At 69.6% G+C, this 14,539-nt stretch carries 15 protein-coding genes and 1 pseudogene; 4 read left to right on the forward strand and 12 right to left on the reverse strand.

Going from position 1 to position 14,539, the window contains the following annotated elements:
• Positions 1 to 26 precede the first annotated feature (26 nt).
• From ACTWQF_RS17310 to ACTWQF_RS17360, 11 genes and pseudogenes are all read right to left on the reverse strand, one after another.
• Positions 27 to 191, reverse strand: a pseudogene (locus ACTWQF_RS17310) (alcohol dehydrogenase catalytic domain-containing protein); the annotation flags it as partial.
• A 136-nt stretch (positions 192 to 327) separates the two neighbouring features.
• Positions 328 to 501 carry a hypothetical protein gene (locus tag ACTWQF_RS17315; RefSeq protein ID WP_443280296.1) on the reverse strand — a complete coding sequence of 58 codons (174 nt, stop codon included), beginning with the start codon at positions 499 to 501 and terminating at the stop codon, positions 328 to 330.
• Positions 502 to 553: 52 nt separating this feature from the next.
• Positions 554 to 760, reverse strand: coding sequence for a hypothetical protein (locus ACTWQF_RS17320; RefSeq protein WP_443280297.1), 207 nt, complete (start codon positions 758 to 760; stop codon positions 554 to 556).
• A gap of 37 nt (positions 761 to 797) precedes the next feature.
• Complete coding sequence (locus ACTWQF_RS17325) at positions 798 to 1,403, reverse strand: DUF5947 family protein (RefSeq protein WP_443280298.1); 606 nt, start codon at positions 1,401 to 1,403, stop codon at positions 798 to 800.
• A complete protein-coding gene (locus ACTWQF_RS17330; protein ID WP_443280299.1) occupies positions 1,400 to 1,945 on the reverse strand; it encodes a NifU family protein in 546 nt (181 codons plus the stop codon). The genes ACTWQF_RS17325 and ACTWQF_RS17330 overlap by 4 nt, the downstream gene beginning before the upstream one ends.
• Positions 1,938 to 3,752 (reverse strand): nickel-dependent hydrogenase large subunit, encoded by a 1,815-nt coding sequence (locus ACTWQF_RS17335; protein WP_443280300.1) that lies wholly within the window; start codon positions 3,750 to 3,752, stop codon positions 1,938 to 1,940. The genes ACTWQF_RS17330 and ACTWQF_RS17335 overlap by 8 nt, the downstream gene beginning before the upstream one ends.
• A gap of 51 nt (positions 3,753 to 3,803) precedes the next feature.
• Entirely contained in the window at positions 3,804 to 4,895 is a 1,092-nt protein-coding gene (locus tag ACTWQF_RS17340; RefSeq protein ID WP_443280301.1) for a hydrogenase expression protein HypE, read from the reverse strand.
• On the reverse strand, positions 4,892 to 5,497 hold the full coding sequence (locus ACTWQF_RS17345) for a hemerythrin domain-containing protein (protein ID WP_443280302.1): 606 nt from the start codon (positions 5,495 to 5,497) through the stop codon (positions 4,892 to 4,894). The genes ACTWQF_RS17340 and ACTWQF_RS17345 overlap by 4 nt, the downstream gene beginning before the upstream one ends.
• Positions 5,469 to 7,055, reverse strand: a complete 1,587-nt coding sequence (locus tag ACTWQF_RS17350; RefSeq protein ID WP_443280303.1) for a hypothetical protein — start codon at positions 7,053 to 7,055, stop codon at positions 5,469 to 5,471. Before ACTWQF_RS17350 ends, ACTWQF_RS17345 begins: the two co-directional genes overlap by 29 nt.
• Positions 7,056 to 7,194: 139 nt before the next feature.
• Positions 7,195 to 7,992, reverse strand: coding sequence for an alpha/beta fold hydrolase (locus ACTWQF_RS17355; protein ID WP_443280304.1), 798 nt, complete (start codon positions 7,990 to 7,992; stop codon positions 7,195 to 7,197).
• Positions 7,989 to 9,416, reverse strand: coding sequence for a hypothetical protein (locus ACTWQF_RS17360; RefSeq protein ID WP_443280305.1), 1,428 nt, complete (start codon positions 9,414 to 9,416; stop codon positions 7,989 to 7,991). The genes ACTWQF_RS17355 and ACTWQF_RS17360 overlap by 4 nt, the downstream gene beginning before the upstream one ends.
• A gap of 260 nt (positions 9,417 to 9,676) precedes the next feature.
• Here ACTWQF_RS17360 and ACTWQF_RS17365 point away from each other — a divergent pair, with 260 nt between their 5' ends.
• From ACTWQF_RS17365 to ACTWQF_RS17380, 4 genes are all read left to right on the forward strand, one after another.
• A complete protein-coding gene (locus tag ACTWQF_RS17365; protein ID WP_443280306.1) occupies positions 9,677 to 10,174 on the forward strand; it encodes a hypothetical protein in 498 nt (165 codons plus the stop codon).
• 98 nt (positions 10,175 to 10,272) lie between these two features.
• Positions 10,273 to 10,713 carry a helix-turn-helix transcriptional regulator gene (locus ACTWQF_RS17370; RefSeq protein WP_443280307.1) on the forward strand — a complete coding sequence of 147 codons (441 nt, stop codon included), beginning with the start codon at positions 10,273 to 10,275 and terminating at the stop codon, positions 10,711 to 10,713.
• Between the two features lie 10 nt (positions 10,714 to 10,723).
• Positions 10,724 to 11,134, forward strand: a complete 411-nt coding sequence (locus ACTWQF_RS17375; protein ID WP_443280308.1) for a VOC family protein — start codon at positions 10,724 to 10,726, stop codon at positions 11,132 to 11,134.
• Between the two features lie 341 nt (positions 11,135 to 11,475).
• Entirely contained in the window at positions 11,476 to 13,866 is a 2,391-nt protein-coding gene (locus ACTWQF_RS17380; protein ID WP_443280309.1) for an ATP-binding cassette domain-containing protein, read from the forward strand.
• Positions 13,867 to 13,890: 24 nt separating this feature from the next.
• Here the strand turns inward: ACTWQF_RS17380 and ACTWQF_RS17385 are convergent, their stop codons facing one another.
• Positions 13,891 to 14,502 (reverse strand): TetR/AcrR family transcriptional regulator, encoded by a 612-nt coding sequence (locus ACTWQF_RS17385; protein ID WP_443280310.1) that lies wholly within the window; start codon positions 14,500 to 14,502, stop codon positions 13,891 to 13,893.
• Between the last annotated feature and the right edge of the window lie 37 nt (positions 14,503 to 14,539).

Below are 14,539 nucleotides of genomic sequence, written 5' to 3' on the forward strand. Positions count from 1 at the left end.
GGCGGGACGCCACCGGGCAGCGGGTGGACGGCGCGGCTCGGCGCGATGACGTACTCGGAGAATGCGCCGTGTGTGGGCGGCGAGCCGTAACAGGTGCCGTCAGGACAGAGGTTGTAGCGGCCCGACCGGCACGTGGGACAGGTCCCGCATCCCACGGCCGGTTCGTCCGCCACCGGAGTACCCGGCACCACCCCCCGCCCCGGCCCCCGGCCACCACCACCCCGCTGGCCTCGTGCCCGAGAACGGTCGGCTGCCGCAGCTCGTTCTGCCCATTGCGCCCCGGTGAGGGGCCTGCGCCCACCCGTCCGGCCGGGACGTGGCCGAGCTTCAGCGCGGGTGGCGGGGCCCGGCGCCGAAACCGACCATGCGCCAGATCCGAACTTCGCGTACCAGGCCCGGGAGTTCCCGCAGGAACATCGCCAGGCCGAGCAGGCCGATCACCGTGCCCTGGCCGATCAGGACCCGCTTGGCCCGGCAGGGGCCGGTGTGACGTTGCCGCATGTGCCGCTCCTCAGTTTCTTCCCCCCTGTGAGCCCCCTCGGGTCCGGAGCTCTCAGCCGGGCGAGATGTTCGGCATGATCTTCATGATGGCGTTGTGCTTCTTCCAGTGGACGCCGGTCGAGCGCCGCGCGTCTGCCGTGCCGTCCTTGTGGTGGCCGGGCTGGCGGTTGTAGAGGCCCTTGTTGCCCTGGTGCATGCCCCGCACATGGTTGGGGGCGTCCGGCTTGACGTGGGGCTTTCCGATGCGGATACGGCCCATGGCTCCTCCTCGCACTCCTTGGTGCCGCGCTGTTGCGTCACCTTCGGCATTCGGTCAGTCCGGCGAAGAACCGGTCGATCTCGGGCCACACCCGGCTGCCGCCGGACAGGCCCCGCCACTCGCGCCGTACGACGGCCACCATGCGGAAGCAGTCGTCGACCGGGACGATCCAGTGCTGTGCGCGACCCTGGACGGAGTTGACGAGCAGCGCTTCCACATCGACCGCCAGGGTGGCCAGTTCGGGGCACTGCCCGACGGTCTCGCGCCACGCCTCGGGATCGACCTCCCACCGGGTCGGACCGGCGGGGCTGGGGTAGTGGGCGCGTACGCTGCCGTCGGTGCGCGGTACGAAAAAGGCGAGCCCGACCGGAACGCCCAGCGTCGCGGTCGGCACCGGGCCCAGACGTTCCCGGCGCTGCGGGATCAGCCGGTAGTGGCCCTCGCCCGCGGCGTCCCGTACGAACAGCACGGAGCACGGCCAGCAGGCGCACAGCACCTGGTCCGCGGTGGTGTCGAGCAGATGCCGGTGCTGCTCGGCGGGCACCGGCGCCGCGCACAGGTCGCAGCGTTCGGCGTCCTCGCCCCGGCCACCGCGCTGGGCGGCGGCCTGGCGGATGACGCGGGCGAGGGCACCGGTGGTCATGGCGCCCCCGCGGCCGGTGCGGTGGCGGGCAGCAGCGTCTCCAGGGGGACGAAGGCGGGGGCCGGTTCGTCCGCCACCCGGCGTACGCCGGAGAGTTCGGGCGCCGCGGCCAGCACCGCCTCGCGCACGGCTTCCTCGATGCCGGACGCGGAGCCGCCGCACCCCTTGGTGGTGAGCCGTACGGAGGCCACCGGCCCGTCGATGCCGACGAGTTCGAGGGCGGCGCCGCGCTCGCGCAGCACCTCCGCCATGCGGTCGACGGCGGTGGCGACGCGGCGCTCGACCGGATCGGGGTGCAGTTCGTGCAGCACCAGGAGGTGGCCCACCAATTGGTCCTCGGTCAGCCGGGCGGCCAGTTCGGGTCCGGCGAGATCGCGGATCCGCGCCAGCGCCTCGCCGTAGATCTCCGTCAGGCCACGTACGGCCTCCAGCGCCGCGTCGGCGGTCGGTCCGGCGACGCCCTCGACACGTTCGAGGAGTTCGTCGAGGCGGGCCAGGCGCTGTTCGACGTCCGCGTCAGCCAGCCGGGGTGCCTCACCCATGGCCCGGTCCCGTCCCGGCGCCCGCGCCGAACATCGGTGAGTGCGTCTGCTGAAGCTCCTTGCCCTTGCCGAGGTACATATGGACACCGCAGGGGAGGCAGGGGTCGAAGCTGCGGACGGTGCGCATGATGTCCACCCCCTTGAAGTCGTCCGGCCCGTTCTCCTCGAAGATCGGCTGGCCTTGCACGGCGTCCTCGTACGGGCCCGGGTTGCCGTAGTTGTCCTGAGGGCTGGCGTTCCAGGGGGTCGGCGGATACGGGTGGTAGTTGGCGATCTTCTTGTCCTTGATCACCAGGTGGTGCGACAGCACGCCGCGTACCGCTTCGTGGAAGCCGCAGCCGATCCCCTCGTCGGGCAGCTCGTAGTCGGTGAAGATCTTGGTGTCGCCGGCGCGTACCAGGTTCAGCGCCCGGTCGACGAAGTCGAACGCCATGGCGGCGGAGTAGGCGACGAAATAGGGGCGGGCCCGGTCCCGCTCCAGCGTGTTCGACCACTTGGGGATCTTCCACTCGAGCGTCGTCTCCGGCAGCTGGCTGCTCTTGGGAAGAGTGATCTTCACGCTGTGCCCGGTGGCCTTGACGTAGGGGGTGTCCACCAGCCCGTTGAGCGCCGTCGACCACAGCCGGGCCAGCGGGCCGCCGCCGGTGTCCAGGGCCAGGTGGTCGCCGGTGCCCTTGTCGAACCAGCGGGGGCTCATCACCCAGCTGTACTTGTCGTCGAAGTCACGCTTCTGCGGTGCGGGGACGGTCGTCTGGTTCCAGGGGTGGCGCATGTCGACGGGGTTGCCGAGCGGGTCGTGGGTGACGAACGGCTCTTCGTTCACCCAGTCCTCGTAGTAGGAGCTGCCCAGCAGGATGCGCATGCCGAGGTTGATGTCGACGAGATTGTTGGTGACCAGTTTTCCGTCGACGATGATGCCGGGGGTGACGTACATCGCCTTGCCCCAGGTGTTCATGTTCTCGTACCGGTAGTCGACCGTCTTGTAGTGCTGCCAGGCGCCCCAGCAGCCGAGCATGATCCGGCGGCGGCCCACTTCCTCGTAACCGGGCAGTGCCTCGTAGAAGAAATCGAAGACGTCGTCGTTCATGACGACGGACTTCTTGACGAAGTCGAGGATCTTCATCAGCCGGCTGAGGTAGTCGGTGAAGGTGGTGGGCGTCGGCATCGTGCCCACGCCGCCCGGATACATCGTCGACGGGTGGACGTGGCGTCCCTCCATCTTGCAGAACATCTCGCGCGTGACCCGGCTGACGTGCAGCGCCTCCTTGTAGACCGCCCCCTCGAACGGGTTGAAGGCACGCATGATGTCGGCGATGGTGCGGTAGCCGTGGATGTCCCCGTGAGGTGCCGGGGTCTTCTCGGCCTTGGCCAGCACGCCGGGGTTGGTGGCCTTGACCATGGCCTCGCAGAAGTCGACGAACACCATGTTGTCCTGGAAGATGGTGTGGTCGAACATGTACTCGGCGGCCTCGCCGAGGTTGGTGATGTGCTCGGCGAGCGGCGGGGGTTTGACCCCGTAGGCCATCTGCTGCGCGTAGTTGGAGCAGGTGGTGTGGTTGTCGCCGCAGATGCCGCAGATACGGCTGGTGATGAAGCCGGCGTCCCGCGGGTCCTTCCCCCGCATGAAGACCGAGTAGCCCCGGAAGAGCGACGAGGTGCTGCGGCACTCGGTCACTTCCCGGTTGGCGAAGTCGATCTTCGTGTAGATGCCGAGGTTGCCGATGATCCGGGTGATCGGGTCCCAGGACATGTCGACCATTTGCGGCGTCTTGCGCTCCGCCTTGGCCCGCTCCGCGGTTGCCGTCATATCAGTCCTTACCTGGTCTGGATGTCGTCCGTGCTCGGGGAAGCGCCTGGGTCAGGGGCGCCAGCGCGGGGCGTAGCCGCTGGTCAGTTCGGGCCGGTTGTGGTGCCACTTGGGTTCCTGGTTGACGGCGATATTGGTGATGCCGCGCATCCGCCGGATGAACGCGCCGTAGGGCCGGATCAGGATGGAGGAGAGGCTGCTGCCGGCGGGCTCGTCCATGAACGGCATGAAGGCGTCGGGGAAGCCCGGCATCGTGCAGCCGATGCAGATGCCGCCCACGTTGGGGCAGCCGCCGATGCCGGACATCCAGCCGCGCTTGGGCACGTTGCAGTTGACCACCGGGCCCCAGCAGCCCACCTTCACCTGGCACTTGGGCGAGTTGTAGTCCTTCGCGAAGTCGCCCTGCTCGTAGTAGGCGGCCCGGTCGCAGCCCTCGTGCACGGTCTTGCCGAACAGCCACTGCGGCCGCAGCATGTGGTCGAGCGGAGGCGGCGGCGCGGCCCCGGCGGCGTGGTGGAGCACCCAGGTCAGGGTCTCCATGAAGTTCTCCGGCTGGATGGGGCAGCCCGGCACGTTGACGATAGGCAGCGCGCCCTGCGACCTGAAGTCCCACCCGAGGTAGTCCGCCAGACCCATGCAGCCGGTGGGGTTCCCCGCCATCGCGTGGATGCCGCCGTACGTGGCGCACGTGCCCGCCGCGACGACCGCCCAGGCCCGGTGCGCGAGGCGGTCGAGCCACCAGTTGAGGGTGAGCGGCTCGCCGGTCTCCTCGTCGTTGCCGAAGGAGGTCCAGTAGCCGTCGCCCTCGATGATGTTCTGGTTGGGGATCGAGCCCTCGACGACGAGAATGAACGGGTTCTTTGCCTCACCGCGGGCCGCCTTGCGGAACGGGGCGAGGAACTCCTCGCCGCCGGTGGTGGGCGAGAGCACCTTGTTGTGCAGATTGATCTTCGGCAGGCCCGGAACGAGGCCGAGGACAAGGTCTTCGACGGCAGGCTGCCCGGCGGCCGTCATCGAAACGGTGTCGCCGTCGCAGCTCATCCCCTCCGAGATCCAGAGAATGTCGAGCTCGTCGAACCCTTGCCGCTCCTCGGCCCCTGGCGGATGCTCACTCGTCCGGGTGGTGCCGCTCTCGATCGTCATGTCGTCGGCCTCCCTTGCAGCCGGTCGCGCAGTCGGTCGTAGACGCCTGCGACAGGGGCCGCCATGGCGAGGGCAGGCGGCTGGTCGGGGGCGCGCGGATGCGGCCGGCTCGGCGCCGTCCGTTTCGCTTTCTTCAGTTCACGGGCGAGTTCGTCGAGGGTCTGCTGGTCGAGGGCCGCGCGCAGCTTGGGAAGCATCAGCCCTTCTTCCTCGGCCACATGCTCCTCGACCTCCCGTTGGAGCTCGGCCATCAGCCGGTCGGTCTGCTCGAAGATCTGCTCGTCCCCCTCCCCGCCACGGTGCCCGTCCGGATAGGTCTCGCTGTGCCGGCCGGCGGCAGGCAGCTGATCGAGGGCCAGGAGCGTCCTCTTCATGCCCATGTGTTCCGCGAGGTGTTCTTCGATCTCCTGCTGCCCGTCCGCCAGGACCTTCCGGGCCAGCGGATAGACCATCAGTTCTTCGATAGCCGCGTGCTTGGACAGCTCCCGGATCACCGTCTCCACCACGGCACGTCGCTGACGCGCTGAGGCGGCCCCGCGGTAGTCGCGGAAGAGCTGCTCGACCATCCGATGGTCATGCTTCAACAGTTCGATGGCATCCATCGGGCCTCTCTTCGTCGGGGGAAGCGGAACCGGCACCGTCCAAGCGCTGGACCTCATCGGGGCGGAAGTAGAAGAACCGGCCGTACCAGGCGTTCAGTTCAGCGGCGGGATCGTCCTGCACCGACACGGCGAGGCGTACGCTGCCGTCCACATCGTGGAAGACCCCCTCGACCTGAGCGGTGCGGCCGACGAGGAACATGTCCTGCGCATCGGCGCCGCGGCCTCCGGGGCACAGCCGCACCCGGTCGCCGCGCCGCACCGCGACACCGCCGACCAGCACGCTGTCGGTCGCCGGACTCAGCCCCTCGTCCCCGCCCTCCTTCCACCAGGGGATGTTGTTCCGGGGCGCGGGCTCGGCGCGCGGCACGGCCGGGTCGGGCCCGGTCGACCGGGCAGGGCGGGCCGGTTCCAGGGAGCGGATCGCGCCGTGCAGCCGGGTGAAGACGTCCTGCGGCATGTTCTCGACCCGGTCGAGAATGGCGGCGGCGCGCGGATCGGTGGCCCGCGCCTCCCGCTTCTCCTCGTCGGTCAGCAGCAGGGTGCGCAGCGAGAGAATCTCGTCGATCTCCGCGGCGTCGTGCAGATCCCCCGGGCTCTCCGGGGCGATCTGCGGATGGTCGCCCAGCAGGATCGGCGAGGAGAACATCGTCTGCCGGGTGCCCTCGTCCCCGGCCAGCACGGGGAAGGTGTGCAGATTCCGGCAGGCACGCGCGTACGGCCGGGCCCGGGCCGGCGGGTCGATCAGGGAGACGAACTCCAGGCCGTCGCCGCCCAGCAAGGTGTGGGTGGCCAGCAGCGCGTGGGCCAGCGCCTCCTCCCGGGGCGTGTCCGGGGGCAGGGCGTCGTCGGTGTTCTCCGTACGGACGATCAGCCGGTTGAGCCCCTCGGGGCCCTCCAGCGTGTCGACGCGCAGGGCGGTACGCGCCCGGACCGGCCGTCGTCGGCGCACCACCCGTACGGACTGGCCGTGGTCACTGCTGTCGGCGAGTACGGTCGTCTCCTCGCCGCCGGGCGCGCCGACGGGATATGTCCGCTCTCCCTCCAGCAGCTCGGCCAGCGGCAGTTCGATGACGGTCTCGTGGGGCACTGCCTCGTCGAAGGACAGCTGGAGCTCGCCGTTCACCTCCAGCGACTCCACGAACTCCCACGGTCCGTCCCGGTGTGCGCGGCGCTCGACGTGCTTGCTCTGCAGCTGGAGGAACCGCACCAGAACGCGGAGCACGGCGCCAGGTGCGGCCTCGATCAGGCACGCGGTCTGCTGCTGCCAGGACTCCACCGAACCGGCCACGCTCGCCGGGACCGGACCGTCGGCGTCGACCCAGTGCCGGGGCGCGAGCACGCCGAACTGCCAACGCACCCGGTTCTTGGGCGAGGAGCGGCGGTACGGGTAGAGCAGGTAGCCCTCGTAGCAGATGGCGTCGGCAACGGCGCGGATCCGGTCGAACCCGGTGTACGCGGGACCCGCTCCGTACGCGGAGATCGCGTTGCGCTCCGCCTGAGCCGGATGATCCACCCTCGCGCCTCCCGGTCTGCCGGCACCCACCGCACTTTCCAACATGTCGCCGTCCATATTTGCACCACTTTTTAATCTTTGCGCGTTATGCGGTGAAGGGTGTGGCGAGCAGAAGGCGCCCACGTGAGCTGATCACGCACGGCCGCCACCCAACGGCGTGATGCGTGCGGGCCTGCGGTCTCGCTCACGGGCGGGAGGCCACCTCTTCCGCGAGGTGCCGCACGGGCTCCGACCAGGCTTCGGGGTCGAGCCAGGGAAAAGTGTGGGCTCCCGGCACATCGGCAAAGCGGCCGTCCGGCGGCAGGGCGGCGAGCCGAAGGGCCCAGCGCCTGGTACCGATCACGTCCTGCCGGCCGTGCAGAACCAGAACAGGGACGGCCAGGCGGCGTACGGAAGCCTCCAGCGGCTCCTTCAGATGGGCGCCGACGGTGTGGAGGAGCCGCTTGGGGCCGGCGCGTTTCCACTCGGGGCGGTGGGAGGGGCCCAACCCGGCCGGTTCCCGGCGGGAGTCCAGCCTCCAGCGGGCCAGCAGTCGCAGCCAGCCTCGCGCCGCGGGGTCGACTGTCGGGCTGGCCAGCACGACTGCGGCTACGTTCGGGTGGTCGACAGCCGCCCGTGCGGCGACCTGCGTGCCGCTGGAGTGCCCGGCCAGCACGACACGGTGCAGGTCGCGGGCAGTGAGCCAGTCGGCGACGCACCGGCCGAACTCCGGCACGTCCAGCTCGTGCGGAGGCTCGCCGCTGCCCCCGAACCCCGGCAGCTCGACCAGATGGGCACGCGTCCACCGGCCGAACGCGGCGAGGCCCGGCAGCAGATAGTCGGCCACGGCCAGGCCCTGGACGAGAACGACTTCCGGGACTCCCGGGCGGGGGGCACCGACGGACCGGCTGCGCATCCGTCCCAGCACCCCGTCGTGGTAGGCGACGACCGTCCGGGCAGGAAAGGCCCGAGATCCGGCAGCGGCGTCACCCCGGCGCGTCACGGGCTGCCCTCGTCCACGCTCTCGAAGGTGGCGAGCCGTGCCGCCTCGGTGCCCCGCTGCTGGTCCAGAAAAGCGTCCAGCTCCTGGATCGTCAGCCGAGGGGGCAAGGGATACCGCTCCGGCTGGGCCGCCAGCGCCGGACCCCAGCGCAGCGTGCTGCCGATGTCCTCGGGAAAGGCACGCCGGTCCACCCCCAGCGTGCCGCCGGCCTCAGTTCCATACCGACCGGCCAGCATGTCCCAGTCCTCGGCCGGAACCTGACCCACCGCGCGGAGCCCGTTGGAGAAGAGATTGACATCGACGCGCCGGTAAGTGCCGGTCGGCGACCGCTCCAGGTAACTCTCCAGCAGCCGGTACGAGGAACGCGCGGTGAACTGCAGCCAGAACGGCACGGCCCCCAGCCGCAGCGTCCAGTACGGCTCCCACTGGTTGTAGGACTCGACCAGAAGACGATCAGCGGGCCTGCCGAGCCGGCGCAGCCACCAGCGGTGCAACTCGGCGACCAGCGGACTGAGGTGCTCCGGTTCGCCGATGGTGATGCGTCGGACCGGGTGCCCCCGGCGGGCGGCCAGTGCGCGGAGGTCGGCGGTGAGGGCATCGTCGTACCCCCACTCGGCCTCCGGGTACGTCTCGTCCGGTGGCGGTGCCTCCCAGCGACGCACGGGTGACCCTTGTTCGGCCAGATGCCGGGCGATCTCCTCGCTGCCGTCCGCGTACTCATGCGCGGGCATGCCGCCCAGCGCACCGAACTGGAAGCGGTGCCGGTCGCCGAGCACCGTCATCGGCCACCGCAGCGTGCAGTCCACGACGAAGATCGTCCCGCCGGGTGCGAGCTGCTGTTCGAGGAAGCGCGTCAGCACCGGGCCGAGTTGCAGCCGCTTGAACCGGAAGTACATGAAGCGCACGAGCATCGCGCGGTCCTGACTGGGATCGTGCATATGGCACAAGGACAGCTCAGGGTTGACGTCGGCCATGTGCCGCCCCAGCGCGCGCCCGGCTTCCAGCGCGGCTTGCGGCTGGTCCGGGTCCAGCCGTGCTCGTACGGGGATGAGGAAAGTCTGCGGCAGAACGGGTGCTCCCATGGCCGCCGCCAGATGCACCGCCGCACCGCTGACCGCACCGACGAAGACAGCCGGATACGGCCCCGGGCCGTACCGCGAGGTGGTCCACCGGGCCAGGTCTTCGGCGCGGAGCCCGCTCACCAGGCCGGGCCGCGTGCTCTGCAGATCCCCCGCGAGAACGAAGGCACGGCGTCGCGCGGCGGAAGGCAAGCGGGCGAGCCCGTCCGCCAGCCGCGCAGACCCGGGCATCACACCGAGCCCCCCGAAAGAACGGCCCCGCAGAAACCGGCTCACCGCCCGCACCGAAGCGACCGAGGAGTCGAAATCGCACAGACAGCTCGCCACCCGCGACGCCTGTCGCACCGCCCGACCTCCCTCCGCAGCCGTGGGGTCACGGATTCCCGGAACCTCGTCCTCGCAGTTCAGCCGGGCGCCTGGATGCCCTGACCCGCTTCGTCCCAGACTGCGACGCGGCCGTCGTTTGCGCATCTCGGCGCAGCGGCCGGGCTGGTGGCGGGGCCGGGCATGGTCGACCTGAGGGCCGACGCCTGGGTTTTTGTGGGCGCTGCTGTATCTTCTTCCGGGCTCGTGGAGGGCGAGTCATCCGGGGGCGAGGGGTGAACGTGGCTGGTCAGCGGCTTGCAGCCGAGTGGGTTCGGGCCTGGTGCGAGCAGACGGATGCCGCGCTCACGGAGCTTGTGCACTCGTTTCAGGCACGGCACGGCTTTCCGCCCGGCAGAAACGTCATCGCGCGCGCAACGGAGGAGAGCCACCGGGCGACGGACGCGCTCGTGGAACTGACGCCGATCCCCTCGGATCTGACAACGGTGTACTGGGTGGTCGAAGAGGTCTCGCTGCCTGATGTGGACAGCGGCTTTTTCCTCCATCCGTCCTCAATGGTCGCAAGCCACTTCCGCGAGTACGGGTCCATTCACCTCGACGGGGAAGAGCCTGCCGTGGTGTTCGCCAGCGACGGCGGCGGCCATCTGTTTGCGCTGGCAGGCTCCGGGCGGGTATGGCGGTCGACCACCGCCTCATGGTTCGGTCAGTTCGACCTGGCCGCAGCCGGCCTTCAAGAGCTCCTCGAAGGGCTGGCTCAACGGATCACCGCTCAGCTCTGACCGGCAGCCGACACGGTTGCACGCGATGCAGCGTCGTGGAGTGGTGGCGCCAGTGAGGGCGGTGCAGATATGGGGGAGCCCTTGGTAGCGTCGACCCCATGACTCCGGAAGATCTCGCCAATCTCGCACATCTGCGCCGAGCGCGGGATCTGATCGACCGGGAGTACGCGCAGCCGCTCGATGTGCCGACGATGGCACGCCGCGCGCTCATGTCGCCGGCGCACTTCTCGCGACGGTTCCGGGCGGCCTATGGCGAGACGCCGTACAGCTATCTCATGACCCGCCGGATCGAGCGGGCGATGGCGCTGCTGCGCGGGGGCATGAGCGTGACCGACGCGTGCATGGCGGTCGGCTGTACGTCGCTCGGCTCGTTCAGCTCGCGGTTCACCGAGCTCGTGGGGGAGACGCCGAGTGCGTACCGCAGCCGGGAGCACAGCGCCGTGGCGGCGATGCCCGCGTGCGTGGCGAAGGTGCGCACCCGCCCGGTGCGGAATCCGCCGAGCAGGATTCGAGAAGCGGACGGCGCCCCCGCCGCTTAACGTCGGTGGCATGACCATCGCACTCCAGTACTGCCACATCACCGTCAACGAGCTGGACGAGTCGCTCGCCTTCTATCGCGACGCTCTCGGCCTCGAAGTGCGCAACGACGTCGCTTACGGCGAATTCCGCTGGGTCACCCTCGGCAGCGCGGCACAGCCGGACCTCGAGATCGTGCTCTCGGAACCGCACGCCGGCCGTTCGCAGGCCGACGGCGACGCCCTGCAAGAGCTGCTGGTCAAGGGCGTTCTGCCGATGACCGTCTTCAGCACCGACGATCTCGACGCGACCTTCGAGCGAGTACGGGCATCCGGCGCCGAGGTACTGCAGGAGCCCATCGACCAGCCCTGGGGACCGCGTGACTGCGCATTCCGGGACCCCTCGGGCAACATGGTGCGGATCCAGCAGAAGCCCAAGGCGTAATGCCCGGCCGTTCGAGCATCTCTCGACGGCGTTCTTCGCGGAGTTGGCAGCGTATTCCGTAGGGGCTGTGGAGGCCCGCTGAGCCGGTTTGCGCGGCGGCAGCTTCCCGGCTCGACCCCTGGTTCGCACTCGGACCAGGGGGTCATACTTGGCGCAGTTTTCCCAACGGCTGCGCCACCACCACACGACGGCCTCGGGCGCCGCGCGGCGACTCGCCCTTCGGCGGGGGCTGGGCCCGCACCGCGCCCCGCGCGTGATCGTGAACCCCAGGCGCGGGTCCTCGAGATCGTCGTACCGCCGCAGGAGCGGGGCCCCGCCTGACAGATGGAGAGACGAAGAGCATGACCACGAGGCCGGACACGCAGTCGCCTGCGCTGCACGTTGCCGACAGCCACGATTTGATCCGCGTGCACGGCGCGCGGGAGAACAACCTCAGGGACGTCAGCGTCGAGATCCCGAAGCGCCGACTGACGGTGTTCACCGGTGTTTCCGGCTCGGGCAAGAGCTCGCTGGTGTTCAGCACGATCGCCGCGGAGTCACAGCGGATGATCAACGAGACCTACAGCACCTTCGTGCAGGGCTTCATGCCGACCCAGGCCCGGCCCGAGGTCGACGTACTCGAAGGGCTGACGACTGCGATCATCGTCGACCAGCAGCGGATGGGGGCGGACCCCCGTTCCACGGTCGGCACGGCCACCGACGCAAACGCGATGCTGCGCATCCTCTTCAGCCGACTCGGGGAGCCGCACATCGGCTCGCCCGCCGCGTTCTCCTTCAACACCGCCTCGGTCCGGGCGAGCGGGGGGATCACGGTCGAACGCGGTGCTGACAAGACCAGAACCGTGAAAGCGACCTTCTCCCGCACAGGGGGCATGTGTACGCGCTGCGAAGGCCGGGGCACGGTCTCCGACATCGATCTCACCCAGCTCTACGACGACTCCAAGTCGATCGCCGAGGGCGCTTTCACCATTCCCGGCTGGAAATCGGACAGCTTCTGGACCGTGCGGCTCTATGCCGAGTCGGGCTTCCTCGACCCGGACAAGCCGATCCGCAAGTTCACCAAGAAGGAGATGCAGGACTTCCTCTACCGGGAGCCGACCAAGGTGAAGGTCGAGGGCGTGAATCTCACCTACGAGGGGCTGATCCCCAAGATCCAGAAGTCGTTCCTGTCCAAGGACAAGGAGGCGATGCAGCCGCACATCCGGGCGTTCGTGGAGCGGGCGGTCACCTTCACCACCTGCCCCGAGTGTGAGGGCACCCGGCTCAGCGAGGCGGCCCGGTCGTCGAAGATCAAGAAGATCAGCATCGCCGACGCCTGTGCGATGCAGATCAGCGACCTGGCCGAATGGGTCCGCGACCTCGACGAACCTTCGGTGGCGCCGCTGCTCACAACGCTGCAGGAGACGCTCGACTCGTTCGTGGAGATCGGGCTGGGCTACCTCTCGCTCGACCGGTCGTCGGGCACGCTGTCGGGCGGCGAGGCGCAGCGCGTCAAGATGATCCGCCACCTCGGTTCCTCGCTCACCGACGTCACCTACGTCTTCGACGAACCCACCATCGGGCTGCACCCGCACGACATCCAGCGGATGAACAACCTGCTGCTGCGACTGCGGGACAAGGGCAACACGGTGCTCGTCGTGGAGCACAAGCCGGAGACGATCGCGATCGCCGACCACGTCGTCGACCTCGGCCCCGGTGCCGGTACGGCGGGCGGCACCATCTGCTTCGAGGGCACCGTCGGGGGGCTGCGGGCCGGCGGTACCGTCACCGGCCGCCATCTCGACGACCGGGCCGCCCTCAAAGAGACGGTGCGCAAGCCCACCGGCACGCTGGAGATCCGCGGCGCGACCACGAACAACCTGCAGAGCGTGGACGTCGACATCCCGCTCGGGGTGCTCTGTGTCGTCACCGGCGTCGCCGGCTCCGGCAAGAGCTCGCTCGTCCACGGCTCCATCCCGGCGCCGGAGGGCGTGGTGTCGATCGACCAGGGTGCGATCCGCGGCTCGCGACGGAGCAACCCGGCGACGTACACCGGGCTGCTCGACCCGGTCCGCAAGGCGTTCGCGAAGGCCAACGGTGTGAAGCCGGGGCTGTTCAGTGCCAACTCCGAGGGCGCCTGCCCCAACTGCAACGGCGCCGGCGTCGTCTACACCGACCTGGCGATGATGGCCGGGGTCGCCATCACCTGCGAAGAGTGCGAGGGGAAGCGGTTCGAGGCATCGGTACTGGAGTACCACCTCGGCGGCCGTGACATCAGCGAGGTGCTCGCCATGTCGGTGACCGAGGCCGAGGAGTTCTTCGGCGCCGGCGAGGCGCGTACCCCGGCGGCCCACAAGATCCTGACGCGGATGGCGGACGTCGGCCTGGGCTATCTCACCCTCGGCCAGCCGCTCACCACGCTGTCCGGTGGCGAGCGGCAGCGGCTCAAGCTGGCCACGCACATGGCCGAGAAGGGCGGCGTCTACGTCCTCGACGAGCCGACCACCGGCCTCCACCTCGCCGACGTCGAGCAACTGCTCGGCCTGCTCGACCGGCTCGTCGACTCCGGGAAGTCGGTCGTCGTCATCGAGCACCACCAGGCGGTCATGGCGCACGCCGACTGGATCATCGACCTCGGCCCCGGCGCCGGCCACGACGGCGGCCGGATCGTCTTCGAAGGCACACCCACCGACCTCGTCGCCGCCCGCTCCACCCTCACCGGCCGGCACCTCGCGGCCTACGTCGGCACCTGACCGGAGCCCTCGCGGACGCCGCGCTCACGGACTGCCGCCGAGGCTGCGGAGACAAAGGGCTGTGGCGGCCTCGATGCACTGCTGTGTCGTCCGGCCGGGTGGGGGATCGAGGACCGCTCCGTGCACTTGGGCGTCGACGGCTTGGACGAGGAGCAGGGCGGTCAGGTAGTGATCGGGGCCGCCGACGCCCAGTCGGCGCAGGTGCTCTTCGACGTGTGCGGCGAAGCCGACCTGGAGTTCGCGGAGTTGGCGGGCGGCCTGGGGAGGCCGGGGCGCCTGGTCGTACAGCAGCCGGTGGGTGTGCGGGTCGATCCGGTGCTGCTCGGCCACGGCGCCGATGAGGGTGCGGATCGTCTCTTCCAGCGGCGGGCCGGTGTCCTGCAGCTCGCGGAAGACGGTACCGAGGCGTTCGGCCAGCTGGCGCACGTGCCGCTCGCCGAGCGCGTACAGCAGCGCGTCCTTGTTGGGGAAGTACTGGTAGAGCGAGCCGATCGACACTCCGGCCCGTTCGGCGATCTTGTTGGTGGTCGCCTCGGCGTACCCAAGGCGTTGGAAAACCTGAGCAGCGGCGTCCAGGATCGCCTCGAAGGTCTCCTGGGACCGCTGCTGACGCGGCCTTTTCCGTGGGGTGTTCATGCCGGGCCCAATGCGAGTTGCCGAAAGCTGAGAATTA

The sequence above is a fragment of the Streptomyces sp. 8N114 genome (assembly GCF_052245835.1).
Classification (GTDB): domain Bacteria; phylum Actinomycetota; class Actinomycetes; order Streptomycetales; family Streptomycetaceae; genus Streptomyces.

What these genes read in the sequence shown, in the direction of transcription:
- ACTWQF_RS17315 (WP_443280296.1), bottom strand. Translation starts at nt 501, where the DNA reads ATGCGGCAACGTCACACCGGCCCCTGCCGGGCCAAGCGGGTCCTGATC.
- ACTWQF_RS17320 (WP_443280297.1), bottom strand. Translation starts at nt 760, where the DNA reads ATGGGCCGTATCCGCATCGGAAAGCCCCACGTCAAGCCGGACGCCCCC.
- ACTWQF_RS17325 (WP_443280298.1), bottom strand. Translation starts at nt 1,403, where the DNA reads ATGACCACCGGTGCCCTCGCCCGCGTCATCCGCCAGGCCGCCGCCCAG.
- ACTWQF_RS17330 (WP_443280299.1), bottom strand. Translation starts at nt 1,945, where the DNA reads ATGGGTGAGGCACCCCGGCTGGCTGACGCGGACGTCGAACAGCGCCTG.
- ACTWQF_RS17335 (WP_443280300.1), bottom strand. Translation starts at nt 3,752, where the DNA reads ATGACGGCAACCGCGGAGCGGGCCAAGGCGGAGCGCAAGACGCCGCAA.
- ACTWQF_RS17340 (WP_443280301.1), bottom strand. Translation starts at nt 4,895, where the DNA reads ATGACGATCGAGAGCGGCACCACCCGGACGAGTGAGCATCCGCCAGGG.
- ACTWQF_RS17345 (WP_443280302.1), bottom strand. Translation starts at nt 5,497, where the DNA reads ATGGATGCCATCGAACTGTTGAAGCATGACCATCGGATGGTCGAGCAG.
- ACTWQF_RS17350 (WP_443280303.1), bottom strand. Translation starts at nt 7,055, where the DNA reads ATGTTGGAAAGTGCGGTGGGTGCCGGCAGACCGGGAGGCGCGAGGGTG.
- ACTWQF_RS17370 (WP_443280307.1), top strand. Translation starts at nt 10,273, where the DNA reads ATGACTCCGGAAGATCTCGCCAATCTCGCACATCTGCGCCGAGCGCGG.
- ACTWQF_RS17375 (WP_443280308.1), top strand. Translation starts at nt 10,724, where the DNA reads ATGACCATCGCACTCCAGTACTGCCACATCACCGTCAACGAGCTGGAC.
- ACTWQF_RS17380 (WP_443280309.1), top strand. Translation starts at nt 11,476, where the DNA reads ATGACCACGAGGCCGGACACGCAGTCGCCTGCGCTGCACGTTGCCGAC.
- ACTWQF_RS17385 (WP_443280310.1), bottom strand. Translation starts at nt 14,502, where the DNA reads ATGAACACCCCACGGAAAAGGCCGCGTCAGCAGCGGTCCCAGGAGACC.